The organism is Rhodococcus mengyinensis (assembly GCF_048381435.1).
GTDB classification, from domain to species: domain Bacteria; phylum Actinomycetota; class Actinomycetes; order Mycobacteriales; family Mycobacteriaceae; genus Rhodococcus_F; species Rhodococcus_F opacus_D.
Window position 1 is genome coordinate 56,678 of the sequence record NZ_JBLWIT010000145.1, and the last position, 18,362, is coordinate 75,039.

Genomic DNA, 18,362 nt, shown 5'->3' on the forward strand with positions numbered 1-18,362 from the left:
GCCTTTTTGGTAGCTGGAGCAACCAGAAAGGCGCACGGGCGCTACGCGCCTACGGCGATCTCGATGACGGGGTTCTTCGCCGGGTCGAGCCAGCCGAGGAGTGAGGTCAGCGTGTCGCGGTCGATGGCGACGCACCCTTCGGTGGTGGTGCCGTCCGTGACGTGCAGGAACATCGCCGAACCGAGGCCGGGAACGCGGGCGGCGTTGTAGCCGATCGCGACCGCGTAGTCGTACAGCGGTCCGGCCGCGTAGAGGTTCTCGCTGTTCCCACCGGGGCTCGCGTCCTGACGGACGTGCGTGTTGTAGGTCGGCGAGAGCGGATTCGCATCCCACCAGTCACGTCGATCGGACTGGAAGTACGGCATCGCCGTCTCGGGTGCGGGCTGCCGGCCGAATGCCTGCGACAGCGGGAAGACACCGGCAGGCGTGCGGGTGGAGAATTCGTTCGCCGCGCCGATTCCTTCCGCGCCGACGTCGGCGGGGACGGGGCCCGCGAACACCTTCCACGTGCCGTCCGCATTCCGTTCCCAGGCGGTCAGTTCGGCGACCACTGCCCCCGCGGACGGGGCGTAGACGGTGATCACCTGGTCCGAGCCGCCGGAGAAGACTGCTCGGTCCGGTGCCGCGGAGGCGCCGGGTACGAGCATTAGCCCGATCAGAGCCACCATCAGTCCCGCCAACCACAGTCGACCCACCCGTAACGTCGTCATGGGGCGAGTGTTCCATCCTCGGGCACTCGTCGCGAGATTTTCCCCCCGCGCTGCTACACGCGGCAGAGGATCTCGCTGTGCAGGAGCGCGAACCAGCCGTCGTCCTCCCGCACCCACGAACGCCAGCCCGCCGCGATGCGTTCCAGGTCCGCCTCGCTGGCGAGCCCCAGTTCGAGCGCCCGGTCCGCGTAGTTCGACTGCACCGAGCGATCGGCCCAGGATCCTCCCCACCATTCGCGGTCCTCGTCGGAGGAGAAACACCACGTGCTCGCGGTGTTCACGACGTCGCCGAGACCCGCCCCATGTGCCCAGGCCCGCAGGCGTCGACCGGCGTCCGGTTCACCACCGTTCGCCCGAGCGATCTTCTTGTAGAGCGTCAGCCATTCGTCGAGTTCCGGTGTCGCCGGAAACCACGTGAAGGTGCCGTAGTCCGCGTCGCGGGCGGCGACGATCCCACCGGGCTTGCACACTCGCTTCATCTCGCGCAGTGCCTGCACCGGGTCACCGACGTGTTGCAGGACCTGATGCGCGTGCACGATGTCGAAGCTGTCGTCGGGAAAGTCGAGGGCGTGGACATCCGACACCACGGTCAAGGCGTTCGGGACTCCCCGCTTCGCGAACTCGTTCCGGGCGAGGGACAGCGCCTCGTCGTTCATCTCGACGGCGGTGACGACTCCGGGTGCGACGAGTCCGGCGAGGTCGGCGGTGATCGTGCCCGGCCCACACCCGACGTCGAGCAAGGTCATGCCTGCGCGCAGGTGCGGGAGCAGATAACCGGCGGAGTTCTCGGCGGTGCGCCACCGATGGTTCCGCAGCACCGATTCGTCGTGACCGTGGGTGTAGACCGTCTCGTCGCCGTTCATGTCTTCGACGCTAGCAATGTCGACCAGATAATGGGATAGTCCTCTCACCCTTCAAGATATCGTGAATTCCGGTAGCGGCGAGTCGTGAGTGTTACGTTGTTGCACACCAACGCGGCAACCGAGGGACTGCCATGACTTTCAGCCTCGCTCTCACACCGGCGCAGAAAGACCTCGTCGAGCGGACGCACGCCTTCGCGGAGAATGTCATCCGGCCGGTGGCGGCCGAGCACGACCGCGCGCAGGAGTTCCCCTGGGACGTTCTCGAGAAGGCCGCGCAAGAGGGCTTCTACAGTCCGCTGTTCTACCGCGACCTCATCGGCGACCCGACCGGGCTGTCCCTCCCGCTGTTCATGGAGGAGTTGTTCTGGGGTTGCGCCGGAATCGGGCTGGCCGTCGTGATGCCCGCGCTGGCGCTGTCGTCGATCGGGCAGGCCGCCACGCCGGAGCAGATGCTGCGGTGGGCACCGGAATGCTTCGGCGAGCCCGGCAACCTGAAACTCGCCGCACTGTGTATCTCGGAACCCGAGGGCGGCAGCGACGTCCGCAATCTGCGGACCACCGCGACGCGCGACGGCGACGAGTGGGTGATCGAGGGCCACAAGATGTGGATCGGCAATGGGGGCATCGCCGACGTGCACGTCGTGAACGCGACCGTCGATCCGGATCTGGGCCATCGCGGGCAGGCGCTCTTCGTGATCCCCGGAGGAAGCCCGGGTATCGAACTCGTCCGCAAGCTCGACAAGCTGGGCTGCCGCGCGTCGCACACGGCGGAGCTGAAATTCCATCAGGTGCGGGTCCCCTCCGACCATCTGCTCGGCGGCGACGACAAGCTGCAAAACCGCATGCGGAAGGCCCGTGAGGTGCAGGAGGAGGTGGCCACCGGCGCGCCCCGGCGGAAATCGGCCACCCTCGGCACGTTCGAGCAGACACGCCCCATGGTCGCCGCTCAGGCGCTGGGCATCGCCCGCGCCGCGCTCGAATACGCCACCGAGTACGCGAACCGCCGCGAGGCGTTCGGCGGCCCGATAATCGACAACCAGGGCATCGCGTTTCCGCTGGCCGACCTCGCAACCCAGATCGACGCCGCGCGACTGCTCACGTGGCGGGCGTCGTGGATGGCGGCGGCGGGCGTGGAGTTCCGCCACGGCGAGGGCTCGATGGCGAAACTCGCGGCGTCGGAGGTCGCGGTGAAGACCACGGAACGCGCACTGCAGACGATGGGCGGGTGGGGATACATCAGCGACCACCCCGTCGAGAAGTGGTACCGGGACGCCAAGCTGTACACCATCTTCGAGGGCACCAGCGAGATTCAGCGGATGGTGATCGGGCGCGCACTCGGCGCCGCGGACGGGGCCCCGCCCCTCCACTTCGATCAGCCGACCGAGGGATCCGCCTTCAACCGGCGGTTCGGCAGGGGCACGTCCGTGCGCACGAAGGCGGGCGAGTTCGCGATGTCGATGAAAGACCGGATGCCCGAGTCCGCGCAGCGACTGGCGATGAAAATCCTTGCCCCGCCGAAGAAGTGATACCCGCCCGAGATCAGGTCCAGAGGGCGGCCACCAAGACGGTGACGATGCCGAGCCCACCGGTCACGTGGACCAGGTTCGGGTTCTCCTGCCCCTTCTTCTGCTTGCCCCGGACGATCTCGGCGAGCGCGACCACCACCAGTGAGAGCAGAAGCTTCACGCCGATCTTGACGTGGTTGTAGTCCTTGTCCAGCACTGCCTCCCCGAGCCCGACCAGGATCAGTCCCGTCACGAACTGGAGCCGCGCACCCCACACCATCACCTCGGAGATCCGCGGCGCTCCGAGCACCGCGAAATAACCGCCGACGAGGGCAGCCATGCCGAGCAGGTGGCAGACGAGGAAGAGGTTGTAGACGACGGTCATCTCCGCAGCCTAGCGATCTGCCCAGTCAACCGGAGACGATTCCCGCCTCGATGGCCGCCTCCCGGTACGACGCGGCCAGCGTGGCGACTGTTTCGTGAGCGTTGAGCCCGCTGGGATTGGGCACCAGCCACAACTCCACGCCCTCGAGATCGCGGGGTTGCCTACCCTTCTTCGCGGCACGCTCCCCGAAAGCCGTGCGATAGGCGGTGATTCCGGCGACGGCGACCACTCGGGGAGCGGTGTCGCGGACCACCGCGCGCAGGCGCTCGGCGCCGACGGCCAGTTCCTCACCAGACAACTCGTCCGCCTTCGCCGTGGCCCGCGGGGCCAGGTTGGTGATGCCGACGCCCCGCCCGATCAGGTGATCGCGATCCGCGTCCGACATCCCGGCCGTCGGATCGATCGGACGCTCGATGATTCCGGCGGCCAGCAGGGCCGGATAGAAGCGGTTGCCCGGGCGTGCGAAATGTGCCCCGGTCGCGGCCGTCCACAGTCCCGGGTTGATGCCGACGAACAGCAGACGGCAGCCCGGTCCGATGAGGTCCGGAACCTCGGCGTCGCGGAACGACTCCAACTCCGCACGCGTAAAGCTCACAGCCGGCCCGCCTCCGCTAATCCCGCGACGGTGTCGGCCAGGGTTTCCGCCGAATCGCGGTACTTCACACCCAGTTCGCTCTCGCTCGGCCGGTCGTCGGTGTCCGGCATCCGCGTGTAGTACTCCATCGCGGCCTCCGAGATCGGGGTGTCGATAGGGACGAACCGGTCGACGGCGTCGACCAGCCTGCCCACCAGGCGCAACGCGGCGTCCGGAATCGGGAACACCCCCATCCACTTGCCGGTGATCACGCCCAGCATCTCGGCGATCCCCGCGATCGGAATCCGGGGACCACCGAGCATGTACCGGCGGGCCCCACGTCCCGGCTCGAGGAGGGCGGCGTGCGCGCTCGCCACCTCCCGGACGTCGACCATCGTCCACGCGGCTCCCCGCCCGGGCAGACCCCGCAGGTGGACGGCGGCCTCGACCGCCTGGGCGGCCTCACCGAACTGGGTCCCCGCCGGCGGGCCGACGATCATGCCCGGATAGGTGACCGCGATCGGTGCGCCGTTGGCCTGAAGATCGCGGGCGTACTGCTCCACACGTGCCTTGCTCCGGCCGTACGCGTCGGGAGGCCCGCACACCGGCAGTTCGGGAGTGAGCAGCCGGGCCCCCGGCTGGAACAGCGCGGCGATACTCGAGACGTAGACGATCGGATCGAGGCCCAGCTCGACCGCGGTTCCCAGCACGTTCTGCGCACCTGCCAGGTTGGTCTCCAGCATCTCCTCCGCCCGTCGCGGGTCGACCGCGACCACGGCCGCGGCGTGGATGACGGCGTCGCAGCCGTCGAGCGCGCGGCGCACGGACACGGTGTCCGTGATGTCACCGACCACGTGATCGGACGTGTCGAGTCCGAGTGCCGCGGCACTGGTCACGAGGCGAGCAGGATCCCGCACGAGGAAGCGCACCCGGTGACCGGCGTCCACCGCCGCCTTCGCGCTCCACGCCCCGACGAACCCTGTTCCCCCCGTGACCAATACCAGCAAGGTGAACTACACCGTCCTGGCGAGACGGTTGGCGAGCATGGTGGTGAACCGGGCCGGATCCTCGAGTTCGCCGCCTTCGGCCAGCAACGCCATCCCGTAGAGGAGCTCCGCGGTCTCCCCCAGCGCCGGATCCTCGTTGCGTTCGCCGTGCGCCTCCCGTAGCCCGGTGACGAGCGGGTGGGTCGGGTTCAGCTCGAGGATGCGCTTCGCGACGGGGACGGGCTGCCCGGACGCCCGGTACATCCGCTCCAGTGCCGGCGACATACTGAACGCGTCGCCGACGATGCAGGCCGGGGACGTGGTCAGCCGCGTCGACAGTCGCACCTCCTTGACCTGCTCGCTCAGGGCGTCGGCCATCCAGGAGAGCAGGCCGGCGAAGTCCTTCTCCTGCTCCTCCCGCTCCGACTCGTGCGCCTTCTTGTCTTCCTCGGTGTCGAGATCGACCTCGCCCTTGGCGATCGACTGGAACGACTTGCCGTCGAATTCCGGTACGGCGCCGACCCACATCTCGTCCACGGGATCGGTGAGCAGCAGCACCTCGAAGCCCTTCGCGCGGAAGGCCTCCATGTGCGGTGAGCTCTCGAGCAGCTGCCGGGATTCGCCGGTCGCGTAGAAGATCTGCTCCTGACCGTCCTTCATCCGTGCCACGTAGTCTTCGAGCGAGGTCAGCTCCTCCTCGCTGTGGGTGGACGCGAACGACGAGATTCCCAGCAGCACATCCCGATTGTCGGTGTCCGACATCAGGCCTTCCTTGACCGCGCGGCCGAACTCCGCCCAGAACGTGCGGTAGTCCTCGGGCCGGTCGGCCTTCAGGTCCTTGATCGTGGTGAGGACCTTCTTGGTGAGCCTGCGCCGGATGGCACGAATCTGCCGGTCCTGCTGAAGGATCTCACGAGACACGTTGAGGGACAGGTCCTGAGCGTCGACCACACCCTTGACGAAGCGGAGGTACTCCGGCATCAGCTGGTCGCAGTCGTCCATGATGAAGACGCGCTTGACGTACAGCTGCACACCCGTCTTCCCGTCCCGCATGAACAGGTCGAACGGGGCGTGGGACGGGATGAACAGCAATGCCTGGAACTCGAACGTGCCCTCCGCCTTCATCGGGATGACCTCGAGCGGATCGTCCCAGGCGTGGGCGATGTGCTTGTAGAACTCCTTGTACTCGTCCTCGGAGACGTCGTCCTTCGAGCGCGCCCACAGCGCCTTCATCGAGTTGATCGTCTCGGACGTCGTGGTGACCTCGTCCTCGCCGTCACCCTCCGCGGGAACCGTGCGCTCGACGTTCATCCGGATCGGCCACGCGATGAAGTCGGAGTAGCGCTTGACGAGTTCCTTGATCTTCCGTTCCGACGTGTAGTCGTGCAGGTGATCCTCGGCGTCCTCGGGCTTGAGGTGCAGGGTGACGGAACTGCCTTGCGGGGCGTCGTCGACCGCCTCGATCGTGTAGGTGGCCTCGCCGCTCGACTCCCAGCGCGTGGCCTCGCTCTCGCCGGCCTTCCGCGTCAGCAGCGTCACCTTGTCGGCGACCATGAACGTCGAGTAGAAGCCGATGCCGAACTGTCCGATCAGTTCCTCGGAGGCGGCGGCGTCCTTCGCTTCCTTCAACTTGCGGCGCAGGTCTGCGGTGCCGGACTTGGCCAGCGTGCCGATGAGGTCGACGACCTCGTCGTGCGACATGCCGATGCCGTTGTCGCGGACGGTCAGCGTGCGCTGCTCCGCGTCCACCTCGATCTCGATGTGCAGATCCGACGTGTCGACGTGGAGCTCCTTGTTGCGGAAGGCTTCGAGCCGCAACTTGTCCAGCGCATCCGACGCGTTGGAGATGAGCTCCCGCAGGAACGAGTCCTTGTTGGAGTACACCGAGTGGATCATGAGGTCCAGGAGCTGGCGGGTCTCCGCCTGGAACTCCAGTTGTTCGATTTTCGTGCTCACTTCGATTCCCTTCGACAGCAGAACCCTCGACACCAGATTCGTCGTCGGAATGATAGCCCGCGGCCGAATACCGGATTCATCGCGGCGAGAGGTCCGGATCCCGCTGCGCCAGGGCGGCGAGGACCTCCGGCGCCGACCTGGACCGAGACCGTCAGCCGGCGGCGTCCTCCTTCAGGGTGTGCGCGACCAGCGCGTTGGCGTGGCCGTGACCGAGGCCGTGCTCGGACTTCAGCCAGCTCACCAACTCCATGTGCTTGGTCAGCTCGGACGACCGGATGAGCGTATGCCATTCACTGATCGGCCGACCGTACTTCTCCTCGATCGACGGGAAATAGGACGCGGGGCCCTTCACTGGTTCAGCCATGCGCGACAGGCTACCGGCACGCGCCGACACATAATGTCCGACAAGCATCTTCGGATGTCGCGCCCTTGCCGACGCCGACGTCCGTAAGCTGACTGCATGGAACGAACATCGGCAGGGTGACGTCATGGCAGAGCTGACTCTGGGGCCACTGCTGAGACATGTCGGCACGTGCGACGCGACGGTGTGGGTCGAGACGTCGGAGGCGTGCACCGTCCGGGTCCTCGGCCACGAGGAACGCACGTGGAACGTGTCGGGTCACCACTATGCGCTCGTCGTCGTGGAGGGTCTGGAGCCCGGGTCGACCACCCCGTACGAGGTGACGCTCGACGGCCGCCCGGTGTGGCCGTTGCCGAGTGCCGTCCCGTCGATGATCCGCACGCTCCGGGAGGACGACGACACGCTGGTTCTCACGTTCGGGTCGTGCCGGTTCGCCACGATGTCCACGACGGAGGGCAACCGGCACCTCGGCGCCGACGCCCTGGACGCGTATGCGGTGCGGATGGCCGAACAGTCCCCGGACCAGTGGCCCGACGCCCTGCTGCTGCTCGGGGATCAGGTGTACGCCGACGAACTCTCCCCCGAGACCGAGGCCCGGGTCGCCGAGATCCACGACGTGAACGAGCCACCGGGGCCGCAGGTGCGCAATTTCGAGGAGTACACCTGGCTCTACGCCGAATCGTGGACGGACCCTCAGGTGCGCTGGCTGATGTCCACCGTGCCGACGTCGATGATCTTCGACGATCATGACGTCCGGGACGACTGGAACACCTCGGAATCCTGGCGCGACGAACTCGAGGCCACGTCGTGGTGGGAGGAGCGCATCGTCGGCGCGTTGTCCTCGTACTGGGTGTACCAGCACCTCGGGAACCTGGCGCCGAGCCACCTAGCCGAAAACGAACTGTATCAACGGGTTCGGAAGCACGGTGGCGACGTCGAGCCGATGCTCCGCGAATTCGCGTCTGCCGCCGACGAGGAAGCGGACGGGGCCAAGGGCACGCAATGGTCGTATCGCCGGGACCTCGGGGTCGCGCGGCTGCTCGTCATCGACTCGCGGTGCGGGCGTGTCCTCTCCGGCGGTCGCCGCGAGATGGTGTCCGACCCCGAATTCTCCTGGATCGAACGTCAGACCGAGGGCGACTACGACCACCTGCTCGTCGGGACGTCTCTGCCGTGGTTGCTGCCCCGCGCCCTTCACGACCTGGAGTCCTGGGACGAACGGCTCGCCGCCGGGTCCCGCGGCCCGCGGGTGGCGGCCGTGGCGGAGAAGATCCGGCGGGGGGCGGACCTCGAGCACTGGGCGGCGTTCCGTGACTCGTTCGACCGGTTGGCCCGCCTCTTCGCCGAGGTCGGCGCAGGCCGCAAGGCCGGGCCGGCCGGGCGGGCGCCGTCCACCATCTCGGTGCTGTCCGGGGACGTCCACCACGCCTACGTCGCGCAGGCGCACTACGCCGAGAAGCTGCAGTCACTGGTGTATCAGCTGACGTGCTCTCCCCTGCACAACTACGTTCCGGCCGCCATGAAAGTGGCATTCCGGATCTCGTGGCGGCGCGCCACCGAGCGGACCGTGCGTTTCATCCTCGGCCGGGTGTCGCGAGTGCCACCCGTACCCATCCACTGGTCGAAGGTCGCAGGACCGTTCTTCGGCGATCAGGTCGCGACGCTCCACCTGAACGGACGGACCGCCCGCCTCGTGATGGAACAGGCACGCAACGACCGCGACGGCACGCCGCGGTTCAAGACCATGACCGACCTCGAGTTGACGACGGGAAACGACTACTGACGCTGCTCGGCCGCCGCCTTCAGCTGGGCGAGCCCCTTCTCGAAGTCCTTGCCCACCATCTTGTCCATCGGGAAGAGGACGCCCACGATCTTGAAGAAGCGGTTGGTCTTGCCGGTCATCTGCCAGCGGACGGTGGTCCCGGCGCTGTTCGGTTCGAGGAGGAACGTCGTGACGTTGTCCGCCTTGAACGGTTTGAGGAACTTCAGGTCGAGCACGACCTTCGAACCGGGCACCGACTCGGTGATCACCATCGACCCCGCCCCCGCCTTGCGATTGCCCTCCCAGGCGTAGGCGGCGCCGACACCCGAGGCCGGGCCGGAGTACGTGCGCTTCAGGTCGGGATCGACGTTCTCCCACGGCGACCACGACTGCCACAGCCGGAAGTTGTCGAGGAGCGGCTGAACGGCGTCGGGGCTCGCATCGATGACGGTGGAACGCTCGACGAGGAAGTCGTCCGAAGCCATGCCGGTCTCCATTCGGTGTCGGGTGTGGTGGAACGGGGTCGCGCCCACCTGTCCAGGTGGAAGATAACGCCTCACCGGCGGTCGCTCGCGCGGTATCGTCGGGAGCGACCCAACGACAGTGCTGTGGTGGGGGTAGCAGTGACGACCGAGACGGATCTGATCCGCAATATCGCTCTGATGGGACATCAGGGTAACGGGAAGACGACGCTCGCGGAGGCGATGCTCTTCCGCGCCGGTGTCGTCACCCGGCCCGGACGCGTCGAGAGCGGTAACACCGTGCTCGACACCCAGCCGGAAGAACACGACCGCACGCAGTCGCTGGCGCTCGGCCTGGCCTCCTTCTCGTGGGGCGACTACCGGATCAACCTGCTCGACCCGCCGGGCTACGCCGATTTCGTCGGCGACGCGATGACCGCGCTCCGGGTCGCGGACGTCGCCGTGTTCGTGATCGACGGCGTCAGCGGTCTGCAGGTGAACGACGAATTGCTGTGGCAGGCGGCCGGTGAGCGTTCCATTCCGCGCATCCTGTTCGTGAACAAGATGGACAAGGAGCGGGCGTCGTTCGACGTCGTCCTGGCCGGGATCCGCGACCATTTCGGGTCCGGGGTCGAGCCGGTCGACCTGCCCGTCGGCGAAGCGTCGGCGTTCACCGGGGTCGCGGATCTCCTCACCGAGCACGTCATCCTCTACGACAGCGGGTCCGCGAACACGAGCGACGAATTGCCCGCCGACATCGCCGACCGCGAGCACGAACAGCACGAGCATCTCGTGGAGGACGTGGTCGAGATCGAGGACGACCTGCTCTCGAAGTATCTCGACGGGGAGGACATCTCCGTGGCCGAACTCGAGCACGCGCTCCGCGCGGGTTTCGCGGCGGGCTCGCTGTGGCCGGTGCTGTGCGGGTCGGCTGTCGATGCGATCGCCGTCGACCGGTTACTCGACTTCGTGTGCCGGATCGCGCCCGCACCGTCGGAGGTCCCGGGCATCGAGGTTCACGGCGACGGGGTCGCCGAGGTGCGGTGCGATCCGTCCGGCGACCCGCTCGCGTACGTCTTCAAGACGCAAACCGACGAATACGTCGGGCAGGTGGCGTTGGTGAAGATCCTGTCCGGCACCGTGCACGCCGACGACATTCTCGTCAACCAGCGCACCGGCGCGAAGGAGCGCCTGCACAACCTCCTTCGCGTCCTCGGTAGCAAACACACGGCGATCGACACCGCGGAAGCAGGCGACATCGTCGGCGCCATCAAGCTGACCGACGTCTCGACAGGCGACACCCTCGCCCCGATCGGCTCGTCCCTCACCGTGCCTCCGATCGTGCACCGGCGTCCCGTCTACGGGATCGCCGTGGCCGCCGAGAGCGCGGGCGACGAGGACAAACTGGCGACGGCCCTCGCCGAGCTCGTCAGCGACGACCCGACGCTGGAGGTGACCCGCGACAGCGAAACCCACCAGACGGTGGTCCGGGGCGCCGGCGACGTGCACGTGCAGGTCGCGCTGACCCGGCTGAAGCGGCGGTACGGCATCACCCTCCAGACCGAACCTGTCAAGATCGCGTACCGCGAGACGCTGCTCGGCACCGTGGAGACGGAGGGCCGCCACAAGAAGCAGAGCGGCGGCCACGGCCAGTTCGGGGTGGCGACGGTCCGCTTCGAGCCGCTCCCCCGCAACGAGGGCTACGAGTTCGTCGACGAGACCCGCGGTGGAGTGATACCCAAATCCCTCATCCCCGCGGTCGGCAAGGGGATCGCCGAATCGATGGGACGCGGAGGCCGGCACGGGTTTCCGCTCGTCGACCTGCGGGCCACCGTTCTCGACGGCAAGCATCACTCGGTCGACTCCGACGATTTCAGTTTCCGGATGGCGGGGGCACTCGCCCTCCGTGCGGCCATCGACAAGGTGGGCACCCTCGTCCTCGAACCCGTCGACCACGTCGAAGTCACGGTGCCGTCGGCGCTTCAGGGTGACGTGATGGCGGATCTCGGACGGCGCCGCGGCCAGATCGAGGGCACCGAACCGGCAGGGGACGGCGAGGTCACCGTGATCGCGTCGGTGCCGACGAGCGAGGTCACCGACTATCCGGTCGCCCTGCGCTCGATGACACACGGGCGTGGCCGTCTCGCACTGAGTTTCAAGTGTTACCAGGAGCGGCCCGAACCGCGCTGAGTCGCCGTGGAGGGCGGGGCCGGTTCGTGAGCCGCCGCTAGTGCTCTCGACCGGTCCGCAGCCGAGCGGCGAGTTCCGCGCGACTGCGGACCCCGGCCTTCGCGTACACCGATTTCAGGTGGTCCTGGACGGTGTTCACCGTGATGCCGCGGCGGTCCGCGATCTCGGATGTCGCGTAGCCGGCCATCACATCGGCGCACACGTCACGCTCGCGTGCGGTCACCGCATACGCCGCGAGCAGCAGTCCCGTCAGCTCGCCGTCGACGGCGGGTTCGAGGGTGACCACCGTCTGCGGTTCGTCGCCGCCGATCAAGGCCGTGGCGCGCACCAGAATCCAGCCACCTTCCGCGTCGCGCACCCGCGCCTTGAAGATCCCCGACCCGCTCGACCGCGCCCCGAACGTCGCGGCCCGCAGCACCACGGTCAGCCTGCCCGGGGCGACCTCGTCGAAGCGGTCCTGCCAGCCGCGGGCAGCGGCCGTGAGCGCAATCGGATCGCCGGCGGCGTCGGTGACCACCACCGCGGGACCCTGGTCGCCGCGACCGGAGACCGCCGGGGCGTGCACGGACGCGGCCCGCGTCGCGACCGCCAAGCCGGGAGCCACGAGTGTGAGGAACTCGAGCTCACGGTCGGTGAAATCCGGCCCGGACCGCACGAATCCGGCTGCACCCCAGCACACGCCATCGACGCGAAACACGATTCGGACCTCCCTGCCCAGCCCCAGCGGCGCCCACACCGCGCCGTGGCGGAGGCTGTGCGCGACCTCGTCCGCGGGTAGGTCCGAGGCCCGCGCGACGGTTCGGCCACTGCGGGCGAGTTCGGCGAACGTGCCCGGATCGTCGCCGTTGTACTCGGATTCGGCGAGCAGCGGTTCGTACTGCTGCGGTATCCGGCTGCGCCCACTGGTCATCGAACTGATCGCGAGTGTCTCCGGGTCGAGCATCGCCCAGCACGTCAGGTCGCTGCGCACCGTCTCACCGACCAGTTCGATGGCGCGCTCGTGCAGCTGCGTGACACCGGCGCCCGATCCCGCGACCGCGAGCACCTCCCGGCGCAGCTTTTCCGCCCGGACCTCCAGCATGAACACAGTATGCGCTGGTCACAGGCACACCACCATCCCAGATTCCGGGGATGGGCAGCGGGGTGCACCGGTCCTACCGTCGCAGTATGTCCACCCACGTTCACGTAAACAGAGCAGGCGACGGCAGGCGCCTCACCGCGCCGGACGCCGACATCACGATCCTGGTCGGCGGCGATCACACCGGCGGGGCGTACGAAGTCTTCCTCGTCGAAGCGTCCCGGACCGCACCGGACGGCCCACTGCACGCCGAGCCGTGGTCGAAGTCCTACCACGTGCTGCGCGGCCGGATACTGGTCCAGGCCGGAGACACCGGGTACGAACTCGCGGCGGGGGAAACCCTCGCCATCGAGGCGGGAACGATGAATACGTTCACGGTCCTCTCCGAGTCCGCCGACTTCCTCCTCGTCTCCGCCGGGGCATCCCACAGCCGCTTCTTCGGTGATCTCGACGCAGTCGGCCGTGACAGGCACGCGCCGGGGGAAATGGACCGGCTGCTGCACGAGGTCATCGAGCGGTACGGCGTCGAACTCACGGCCGGGTCGGGTGCGCCGTGACCATCGTCGCGCAGATCGCCACACTGGTCGCCGCGGGCGTGCACCTGCTGGCGTTCGTGTGGGAATCGGTCCTGTTCCGCAGGCCGTCGGTGCACGAGGGCATCTTCCGCATCCCCGGCAGCGATGTGCCCGCCGCCCATCTGTGGGCGTTCAACGTCGGCTTCTACAACCTGTTCCTCGGTTCCGGCGCCATCGCCGGCGTCATCCTGTGGTGGGCGGGTCACGACACTCCGGGTCGCACCCTCGTCGTCTACACCTGCCTCTTCATGTTCCTCGCCGGCATCGCCCTGGCCTTGTCGGACCGGATGGCGCTCAGCCGACAGCGCGGGGACGGCGTCGTCGGCGCACTGTCGCAGAGTGTGCCCCCGCTGGTGGCCTTGATCGCGCTGGCGATCGGGTGACAACCCACGGCGTCCGATTGCCAGGAACTTCTCAGGGTCGACCGAACGGATCCTTACTCGCGGTCGGCATGATGGGAGCCATGTTCCAGGTGACCGTTCTCGCCGTCGGTGGCACCGGAGAGTCCCACCCCGATGACCACCGACGCCACGTCTCCGGACTGTTGCGTGACGTCACCGATGCCCTCGACGACCGGTTCGTGTCGCGGTGGGTCGGCTATCCGGCGTCGTACGGGCCGGTCGCCGCGGGCGGGCTCAGCTACCGGCAGAGCACCGAGGTCGGCGTCCGCCGCTTGATCGACGCCATGGAGGACGCTCCGGGACCGGTCATGCTGATCGGCTACTCGCAGGGATGCACCGTGATCCGTGAGGTGCTCGGGCAGATCGCCACCGGCGCCCTGCGCGCCGACAACCTCTCCGCGGTGGGTCTCGTCTCCGACCCCGAGCAACCCGCAGGGGTGGTGCCGGGCTGCCGCGGGCGCGGTGTCGCGGGCGACGGCGCCCCGATCCCCGACTCCGTTCCGGTCCAGTGGATCGCGCACCCGGACGACATGATCTGCAATGCCAGCGAAGACAGCTACGTCCGCGACATCGCGGACCTCACCCGGTGGATGTCGTTTCGCGCGCTGCGGACGTGGCTCGCCCAAACGTGGGAACTGATCCGCAACAACAGCTTCCAGAACGCGACCAAGACCCGCGTCAGCCCTCGGCAGTGGCGCACCGACCTGCGTCGACTGCGGACCGCGGCGATCGAGGTGCTCGGCTACCTACCGCCGCGCCTCGCCTGGCGCGGTGTGCGCGTCGTCAATGCGCGGGGCGGGCGGCACGTCGCGTACGCCAGCGAACCCCTCGATGCGAGCGGGCTCACCGGATGCCAGATCCTCGCCCAATGGCTGCAGGTGCGGGCGACGTTCGAACCGGCCCTGCCCGTCGCGGCGTAAGGGTCGCGCCGATCAGGCGTCGCTGCGCGGACGCAGCGGAGTGAGCATCCGGCGCGGTGCACGCAGGGCCACGGCGACGGCGTCGCTCCGGGGACGGACGGCCTCCCCCGGCCCGGGCGCGACCACCAGGTCCTCGGGACCCGGGATCGTGCCGCAGTCGGGACATCGCCCGAAACGATCGAGTTGCGTTCCGCACTCCGCGTGCGAGAACACGCGGCCCGGGTAACTGCCGGGCGACACGTACTGCTCACCCCATTGCGACAGCGCATAGATGCTCGGCCACAGCGCCTTTCCGGCCTCGGTGAGCTCGTACTCGGGATGACCGCCGTCGGCGACACGGACGAGGACACCGGCCTCGACGAGAGCGGTCAGCCGATCCGTCAGGACGGCACGCGAGATGTCGAGATGGGCGAGCAGATCACTGAAGCGGCGGACCCCGTAGAAACAGTCGCGCAGCACGAGCATCGTCCACCGCTCACCCACCACTTCGAGGGCGCGAGCGAGGTTGCAGTTCTGCTGCGAATACCCGGTTCCCAGTGCCACGCCCACATGCTATCGCAATTCAGTCTTGTCACCAGACCAAATTGGTTCTAAGTTCAGTCTTGTGAACAGACCAACTGTGGTTGCCCCACCGATCCGCGCACGCACACCCCGCCCGGGGACCACGCTGGCCGTCGCGTCGCTCGGGACGTTCGTCGCCCTGGTCGCGTTCTGCGCCCCGCTCGGCAACATGCCCACCGTTGCCGCGGCACTGTCGGCAGGGCCGGCAGCGCAGACGTGGATTCTCAGTTCGATGAGCGTCGGCCTCGCCGCGGTCCTATTGACTGCGGGCGCACTCGCCGACGACTACGGCAGGCGCCGGGTGTTCCACTGGGGTGCCTGGCTTCTCGCCCTGGGCGCGGTGGTCGGCGCGGTCAGTCAGGAACCCGTCCTGTTCATCGTCGGACGACTGCTCCAGGGAGTGGCGGGCGCGGCACTGATCGCGGCCAGCCTCGGCGCCGTCGCACACGCCTTCACCACGCCGGCGGCAAGGGCGACGGCGAGTGGAATTTGGGGCGCGAGCGTCGGCGCCGGCATCACCGTCGGTCCGGTCCTCGCCGGCCTCCTCGACCTCGCCGGGTGGTGGCGCGGCCTGTACTGGGCACTCGCCGTCGCATCGCTCGTGATCGGACAGGTCGCGACGCGTGCGCTCGCGGAGTCACGCTCCGCCGTCCCGAAGCGGATCGATGTCCCGGGAGCGGTCACGCTGTGCGCCGCGATGGTTCTGGTGCTCGTCGCACTCGTCGAGGGCAGGCAGGGCAACCTCGCCGCCACCGTGCTCTGCGGCGTCGGCGCTGCCGTGTTCACCCTCGCCTTCGTCGTGGTCGAGCTGCGGCGACCGTTCCCGATGCTCGACCTCGCGTTGTTCCGCCGAGGCGACTTCCTGGCCGCCACCCTCGCGGCCCTCGCGACCGGGGCGGGCATCATCGGCCTGATGTCGTTCGCATGCACGTTCCTGGTCAAGACGATGCACGTCAGCACCCTGACCGCAGCCGGGGTGATCGGACTGTGGTCGGGCACGAGCGTCGTGGCATCGCTGCTCGCCCGCACACTCCCGGCGCGGCTCGCCGGCTCACCACAACTCGTCATCGGACTCGCCGGCGTCGGCGTCGCCATGCTCACGATGACGGGCCTCACCCCCGACTCGTCCCTGCTGCGCCTCGTCCCGGGACTGCTACTCGCCGGCGTCGCCAGCGGGCTCCTCAACGCCGGCCTCGGCCGCCAAGCAGTCGCCAGCGTGCCCGCCGATCAGGGCGGACTCGGCAGCGGCGCCAACAACACCGCCCGCTACCTCGGCTCGTCCATCGGCGTCACCGTCGTCAGCATCATCGCTCTCGACCCGGTAGGCACCGTCGACGGCATGGTGTCGGGCTGGAACTACGCCGCCGTCACCACGGGGCTGATCTCACTCGTCGGCGCAGGGGTGGTCGGCGTGCTCGTGCGAGGAACCGCCGTCAGACGTTGAAGCGGAACTCCACCACGTCGCCGTCGGCCATGATGTAGTCCTTGCCCTCCATGCGGACCTTGCCTGCGGCCTTGGCGGCGGCCATGGATCCGGCGGCGACGAGGTCGTCGAAGGAGACGATCTCGGCCTTGATGAAGCCGCGCTCGAAGTCGGTGTGGATGACGCCGGCGGCCTGCGGGGCGGTGTCGCCTTTGTGGATGGTCCAGGCGCGGGATTCCTTGGGGCCGGCGGTGAGGTAGGTCTGCAGGCCGAGGGTGTGGAAGCCGGTGCGGGCGAGTGCGTGCAGGCCGGGCTCGGACTGTCCGATGGAGTCGAGCATCTCCTGCCGGTCCTCTTCGTCCAGCTCCAGCAGCTCCTGCTCGACCTTGGCGTCGAGGAACACGGCGTCCGCGGGGGCGACGGAGGCGCGCAGTTCGGCGACCTTCGCGTCGTCGGTGAGCACGGCCTCGTCGGCGTTGAACACATACAGGAACGGCTTGGTGGTGAGCAGGCTCAGCTCGCGCAGCAGCGAGAAGTCCAGCTTGTCCTTCGCGCTGAACAGGGTCTTGCCCTCGTCGAGGACTTCCTGCGCCTTCAGCGCCTCCTCGTGGATGGGCTTGAGTTCCTTGTTCTTCTTCGCTTCCTTCTCCAGGCGCGGCAGGGCCTTCTCCAGCGTCTGCATGTCGGCGATGACGAGCTCGGTCTCGATCACCTCGATGTCGGATGCCGGGTCGACGCGGCCGTCGACGTGCACGACGTCGTCGTCGTTGAACACGCGAACCACCTGGCAGATGGCGTCGGCCTCGCGGATGTTGGCGAGGAATTTGTTGCCGAGGCCGGCGCCCTCGGAGGCGCCCTTGACGATGCCGGCGATGTCGACGAACGACACCGTGGCGGGCAGGATGCGCTCGGAACCGAAGATCCGGGCGAGCTCGGACAGCCGCGGATCGGGCAGTTCGACCAGGCCGACGTTGGGTTCGATGGTCGCGAACGGGTAGTTCGCGGCCAGCACGTCGTTGTTGGTCAGCGCGTTGAACAAGGTGGACTTGCCGACGTTGGGCAGTCCGACGATTCCGAGGGTAAGGCTCACGGTCGTTGGATTCTACGGCGTCGGCGTCCGATCAACGACCATCGGCCTCACCAGCTGGAGGTATTGCTGTTCGCGACGAGGGCGATGATCAGGATGGCGTACCCGATGACGAAGACGACGATCAGCGCCACCCAGATCCACAGGGCGATCTTGCCGAGCGTCTTGGCGCGGTCGGACGCGTACTGGGCGCCCTGGTAGTCGCCCATCGCCCACTTCGGGTACACGTCGTGGACGTGGTTGAACGCGGCGAACGCGAGCGGCCAGAAGAAGAGGACGGCGGCCACCGCCCACCCGGCGTTCGAGGGCGGCAGCGGCGGTGGGCCGTACTGGCCCGGGTACGCCTGCGACTGCGTCGGCTGCTGTTGCGTGGGGTACTGGTAGCCGTACGCACCCGTGTCGCCGGGCTTCGGCGGCACCGGATTGCTCGACGATTCCGGATTGCTCGGTGACTCCGACATGACATCCCCCTGTCGTGGCAGCTGACCTCGTGCGTCCACTATCCCACCTGTCTCCCCCGTGAGTGGGAAAGTGCGCCGGAGTACGCGTCGGCACTCACGTGAG

General features: G+C 68.1%; 19 protein-coding genes. 7 read left to right on the plus strand and 12 right to left on the minus strand.

Features of this window, described 5'->3' with window-relative positions; genetic code table 11:
• Window positions 1–41: 41 nt before the first annotated feature.
• Window positions 42–710, minus strand: coding sequence for a L,D-transpeptidase family protein (locus tag ACNJ7E_RS36690; RefSeq protein WP_280781574.1), 669 nt, complete (start codon window positions 708–710; stop codon window positions 42–44).
• Window positions 711–763: 53 nt separating this feature from the next.
• Entirely contained in the window at window positions 764–1,573 is an 810-nt protein-coding gene (locus tag ACNJ7E_RS36695; protein WP_418342162.1) for a class I SAM-dependent methyltransferase, read from the minus strand.
• Window positions 1,574–1,704: 131 nt separating this feature from the next.
• On the opposite strand from ACNJ7E_RS36695, the gene ACNJ7E_RS36700 reads away from it, so the two are divergent.
• Entirely contained in the window at window positions 1,705–3,099 is a 1,395-nt protein-coding gene (locus ACNJ7E_RS36700; RefSeq protein ID WP_280781572.1) for an acyl-CoA dehydrogenase family protein, read from the plus strand.
• Window positions 3,100–3,112: 13 nt separating this feature from the next.
• Here ACNJ7E_RS36700 and ACNJ7E_RS36705 read toward each other — a convergent pair whose 3' ends face one another.
• The 5 genes from ACNJ7E_RS36705 to ACNJ7E_RS36725 form a co-directional block, all read right to left on the minus strand.
• Complete coding sequence (locus ACNJ7E_RS36705) at window positions 3,113–3,463, minus strand: hypothetical protein (protein WP_280781571.1); 351 nt, start codon at window positions 3,461–3,463, stop codon at window positions 3,113–3,115.
• A 25-nt stretch (window positions 3,464–3,488) separates the two neighbouring features.
• Window positions 3,489–4,058, minus strand: coding sequence for a mismatch-specific DNA-glycosylase (locus ACNJ7E_RS36710; protein WP_280781570.1), 570 nt, complete (start codon window positions 4,056–4,058; stop codon window positions 3,489–3,491).
• A complete protein-coding gene (locus ACNJ7E_RS36715) occupies window positions 4,055–5,044 on the minus strand; it encodes an NAD-dependent epimerase/dehydratase family protein (RefSeq protein ID WP_418342163.1) in 990 nt (329 codons plus the stop codon). Before ACNJ7E_RS36715 ends, ACNJ7E_RS36710 begins: the two co-directional genes overlap by 4 nt.
• Window positions 5,045–5,050: 6 nt before the next feature.
• Entirely contained in the window at window positions 5,051–6,979 is a 1,929-nt protein-coding gene (gene htpG / locus ACNJ7E_RS36720) for a molecular chaperone HtpG (protein WP_280781568.1), read from the minus strand.
• A gap of 151 nt (window positions 6,980–7,130) precedes the next feature.
• A complete protein-coding gene (locus ACNJ7E_RS36725) occupies window positions 7,131–7,343 on the minus strand; it encodes a DUF4287 domain-containing protein (RefSeq protein ID WP_418342164.1) in 213 nt (70 codons plus the stop codon).
• Window positions 7,344–7,467: 124 nt separating this feature from the next.
• Between ACNJ7E_RS36725 and ACNJ7E_RS36730 the strand changes: the two genes are divergently transcribed.
• The gene (locus ACNJ7E_RS36730) at window positions 7,468–9,123 is read left to right on the plus strand and encodes an alkaline phosphatase D family protein (RefSeq protein WP_280781566.1); all 1,656 of its coding nucleotides are present in this window, start codon (window positions 7,468–7,470) and stop codon (window positions 9,121–9,123) included.
• Here the strand turns inward: ACNJ7E_RS36730 and ACNJ7E_RS36735 are convergent.
• Window positions 9,117–9,587 carry an SRPBCC family protein gene (locus ACNJ7E_RS36735; RefSeq protein ID WP_280781565.1) on the minus strand — a complete coding sequence of 157 codons (471 nt, stop codon included), beginning with the start codon at window positions 9,585–9,587 and terminating at the stop codon, window positions 9,117–9,119. The genes ACNJ7E_RS36730 and ACNJ7E_RS36735 overlap by 7 nt on opposite strands.
• 138 nt (window positions 9,588–9,725) lie before the next feature.
• Here ACNJ7E_RS36735 and ACNJ7E_RS36740 point away from each other — a divergent pair, with 138 nt between their 5' ends.
• Window positions 9,726–11,753 carry an elongation factor G gene (locus ACNJ7E_RS36740; protein WP_280781564.1) on the plus strand — a complete coding sequence of 676 codons (2,028 nt, stop codon included), beginning with the start codon at window positions 9,726–9,728 and terminating at the stop codon, window positions 11,751–11,753.
• A 37-nt stretch (window positions 11,754–11,790) separates the two neighbouring features.
• Here ACNJ7E_RS36740 and ACNJ7E_RS36745 read toward each other — a convergent pair whose 3' ends face one another.
• Entirely contained in the window at window positions 11,791–12,834 is a 1,044-nt protein-coding gene (locus ACNJ7E_RS36745; protein WP_418342165.1) for a helix-turn-helix transcriptional regulator, read from the minus strand.
• An 86-nt stretch (window positions 12,835–12,920) separates the two neighbouring features.
• Between ACNJ7E_RS36745 and ACNJ7E_RS36750 the strand changes: the two genes are divergently transcribed.
• The 3 genes from ACNJ7E_RS36750 to ACNJ7E_RS36760 all read left to right on the plus strand — a co-directional run bounded on the left by ACNJ7E_RS36750 (window position 12,921) and on the right by ACNJ7E_RS36760 (window position 14,727).
• Window positions 12,921–13,388: a cupin domain-containing protein gene (locus ACNJ7E_RS36750; RefSeq protein ID WP_280781562.1), complete on the plus strand. Its 468-nt coding sequence runs from the start codon at window positions 12,921–12,923 to the stop codon at window positions 13,386–13,388.
• Window positions 13,385–13,789: a DUF1304 domain-containing protein gene (locus tag ACNJ7E_RS36755; protein ID WP_280781561.1), complete on the plus strand. Its 405-nt coding sequence runs from the start codon at window positions 13,385–13,387 to the stop codon at window positions 13,787–13,789. The genes ACNJ7E_RS36750 and ACNJ7E_RS36755 overlap by 4 nt, the downstream gene beginning before the upstream one ends.
• 68 nt (window positions 13,790–13,857) lie before the next feature.
• A complete protein-coding gene (locus ACNJ7E_RS36760) occupies window positions 13,858–14,727 on the plus strand; it encodes a cutinase family protein (protein WP_280781560.1) in 870 nt (289 codons plus the stop codon).
• A 12-nt stretch (window positions 14,728–14,739) separates the two neighbouring features.
• On the opposite strand, the gene ACNJ7E_RS36765 is transcribed toward ACNJ7E_RS36760, so the two are convergent.
• Window positions 14,740–15,276, minus strand: coding sequence for a winged helix-turn-helix transcriptional regulator (locus tag ACNJ7E_RS36765; RefSeq protein ID WP_280781559.1), 537 nt, complete (start codon window positions 15,274–15,276; stop codon window positions 14,740–14,742).
• 55 nt (window positions 15,277–15,331) lie between these two features.
• Between ACNJ7E_RS36765 and ACNJ7E_RS36770 the strand changes: the two genes are divergently transcribed.
• A complete protein-coding gene (locus tag ACNJ7E_RS36770; RefSeq protein WP_348539627.1) occupies window positions 15,332–16,732 on the plus strand; it encodes an MFS transporter in 1,401 nt (466 codons plus the stop codon).
• Here ACNJ7E_RS36770 and ychF read toward each other — a convergent pair.
• Both ychF and ACNJ7E_RS36780 read right to left on the minus strand, forming a co-directional pair.
• Complete coding sequence (gene ychF, locus ACNJ7E_RS36775; protein WP_280781557.1) at window positions 16,722–17,801, minus strand: redox-regulated ATPase YchF; 1,080 nt, start codon at window positions 17,799–17,801, stop codon at window positions 16,722–16,724. The two genes, ACNJ7E_RS36770 and ychF, sit on opposite strands and share 11 nt — an antisense overlap.
• A 47-nt stretch (window positions 17,802–17,848) precedes the next feature.
• Complete coding sequence (locus ACNJ7E_RS36780) at window positions 17,849–18,259, minus strand: CD225/dispanin family protein (protein WP_280781556.1); 411 nt, start codon at window positions 18,257–18,259, stop codon at window positions 17,849–17,851.
• Window positions 18,260–18,362 lie beyond the last annotated feature (103 nt).

What these genes read in the sequence shown, in the direction of transcription:
- ACNJ7E_RS36690 (WP_280781574.1), bottom strand. Translation starts at nt 710, where the DNA reads ATGACGACGTTACGGGTGGGTCGACTGTGGTTGGCGGGACTGATGGTG.
- ACNJ7E_RS36695 (WP_418342162.1), bottom strand. Translation starts at nt 1,573, where the DNA reads ATGAACGGCGACGAGACGGTCTACACCCACGGTCACGACGAATCGGTG.
- ACNJ7E_RS36700 (WP_280781572.1), top strand. Translation starts at nt 1,705, where the DNA reads ATGACTTTCAGCCTCGCTCTCACACCGGCGCAGAAAGACCTCGTCGAG.
- ACNJ7E_RS36705 (WP_280781571.1), bottom strand. Translation starts at nt 3,463, where the DNA reads ATGACCGTCGTCTACAACCTCTTCCTCGTCTGCCACCTGCTCGGCATG.
- ACNJ7E_RS36725 (WP_418342164.1), bottom strand. Translation starts at nt 7,343, where the DNA reads ATGGCTGAACCAGTGAAGGGCCCCGCGTCCTATTTCCCGTCGATCGAG.
- ACNJ7E_RS36730 (WP_280781566.1), top strand. Translation starts at nt 7,468, where the DNA reads ATGGCAGAGCTGACTCTGGGGCCACTGCTGAGACATGTCGGCACGTGC.
- ACNJ7E_RS36735 (WP_280781565.1), bottom strand. Translation starts at nt 9,587, where the DNA reads ATGGCTTCGGACGACTTCCTCGTCGAGCGTTCCACCGTCATCGATGCG.
- ACNJ7E_RS36745 (WP_418342165.1), bottom strand. Translation starts at nt 12,834, where the DNA reads ATGCTGGAGGTCCGGGCGGAAAAGCTGCGCCGGGAGGTGCTCGCGGTC.
- ACNJ7E_RS36750 (WP_280781562.1), top strand. Translation starts at nt 12,921, where the DNA reads ATGTCCACCCACGTTCACGTAAACAGAGCAGGCGACGGCAGGCGCCTC.
- ACNJ7E_RS36760 (WP_280781560.1), top strand. Translation starts at nt 13,858, where the DNA reads ATGATGGGAGCCATGTTCCAGGTGACCGTTCTCGCCGTCGGTGGCACC.
- ACNJ7E_RS36780 (WP_280781556.1), bottom strand. Translation starts at nt 18,259, where the DNA reads ATGTCGGAGTCACCGAGCAATCCGGAATCGTCGAGCAATCCGGTGCCG.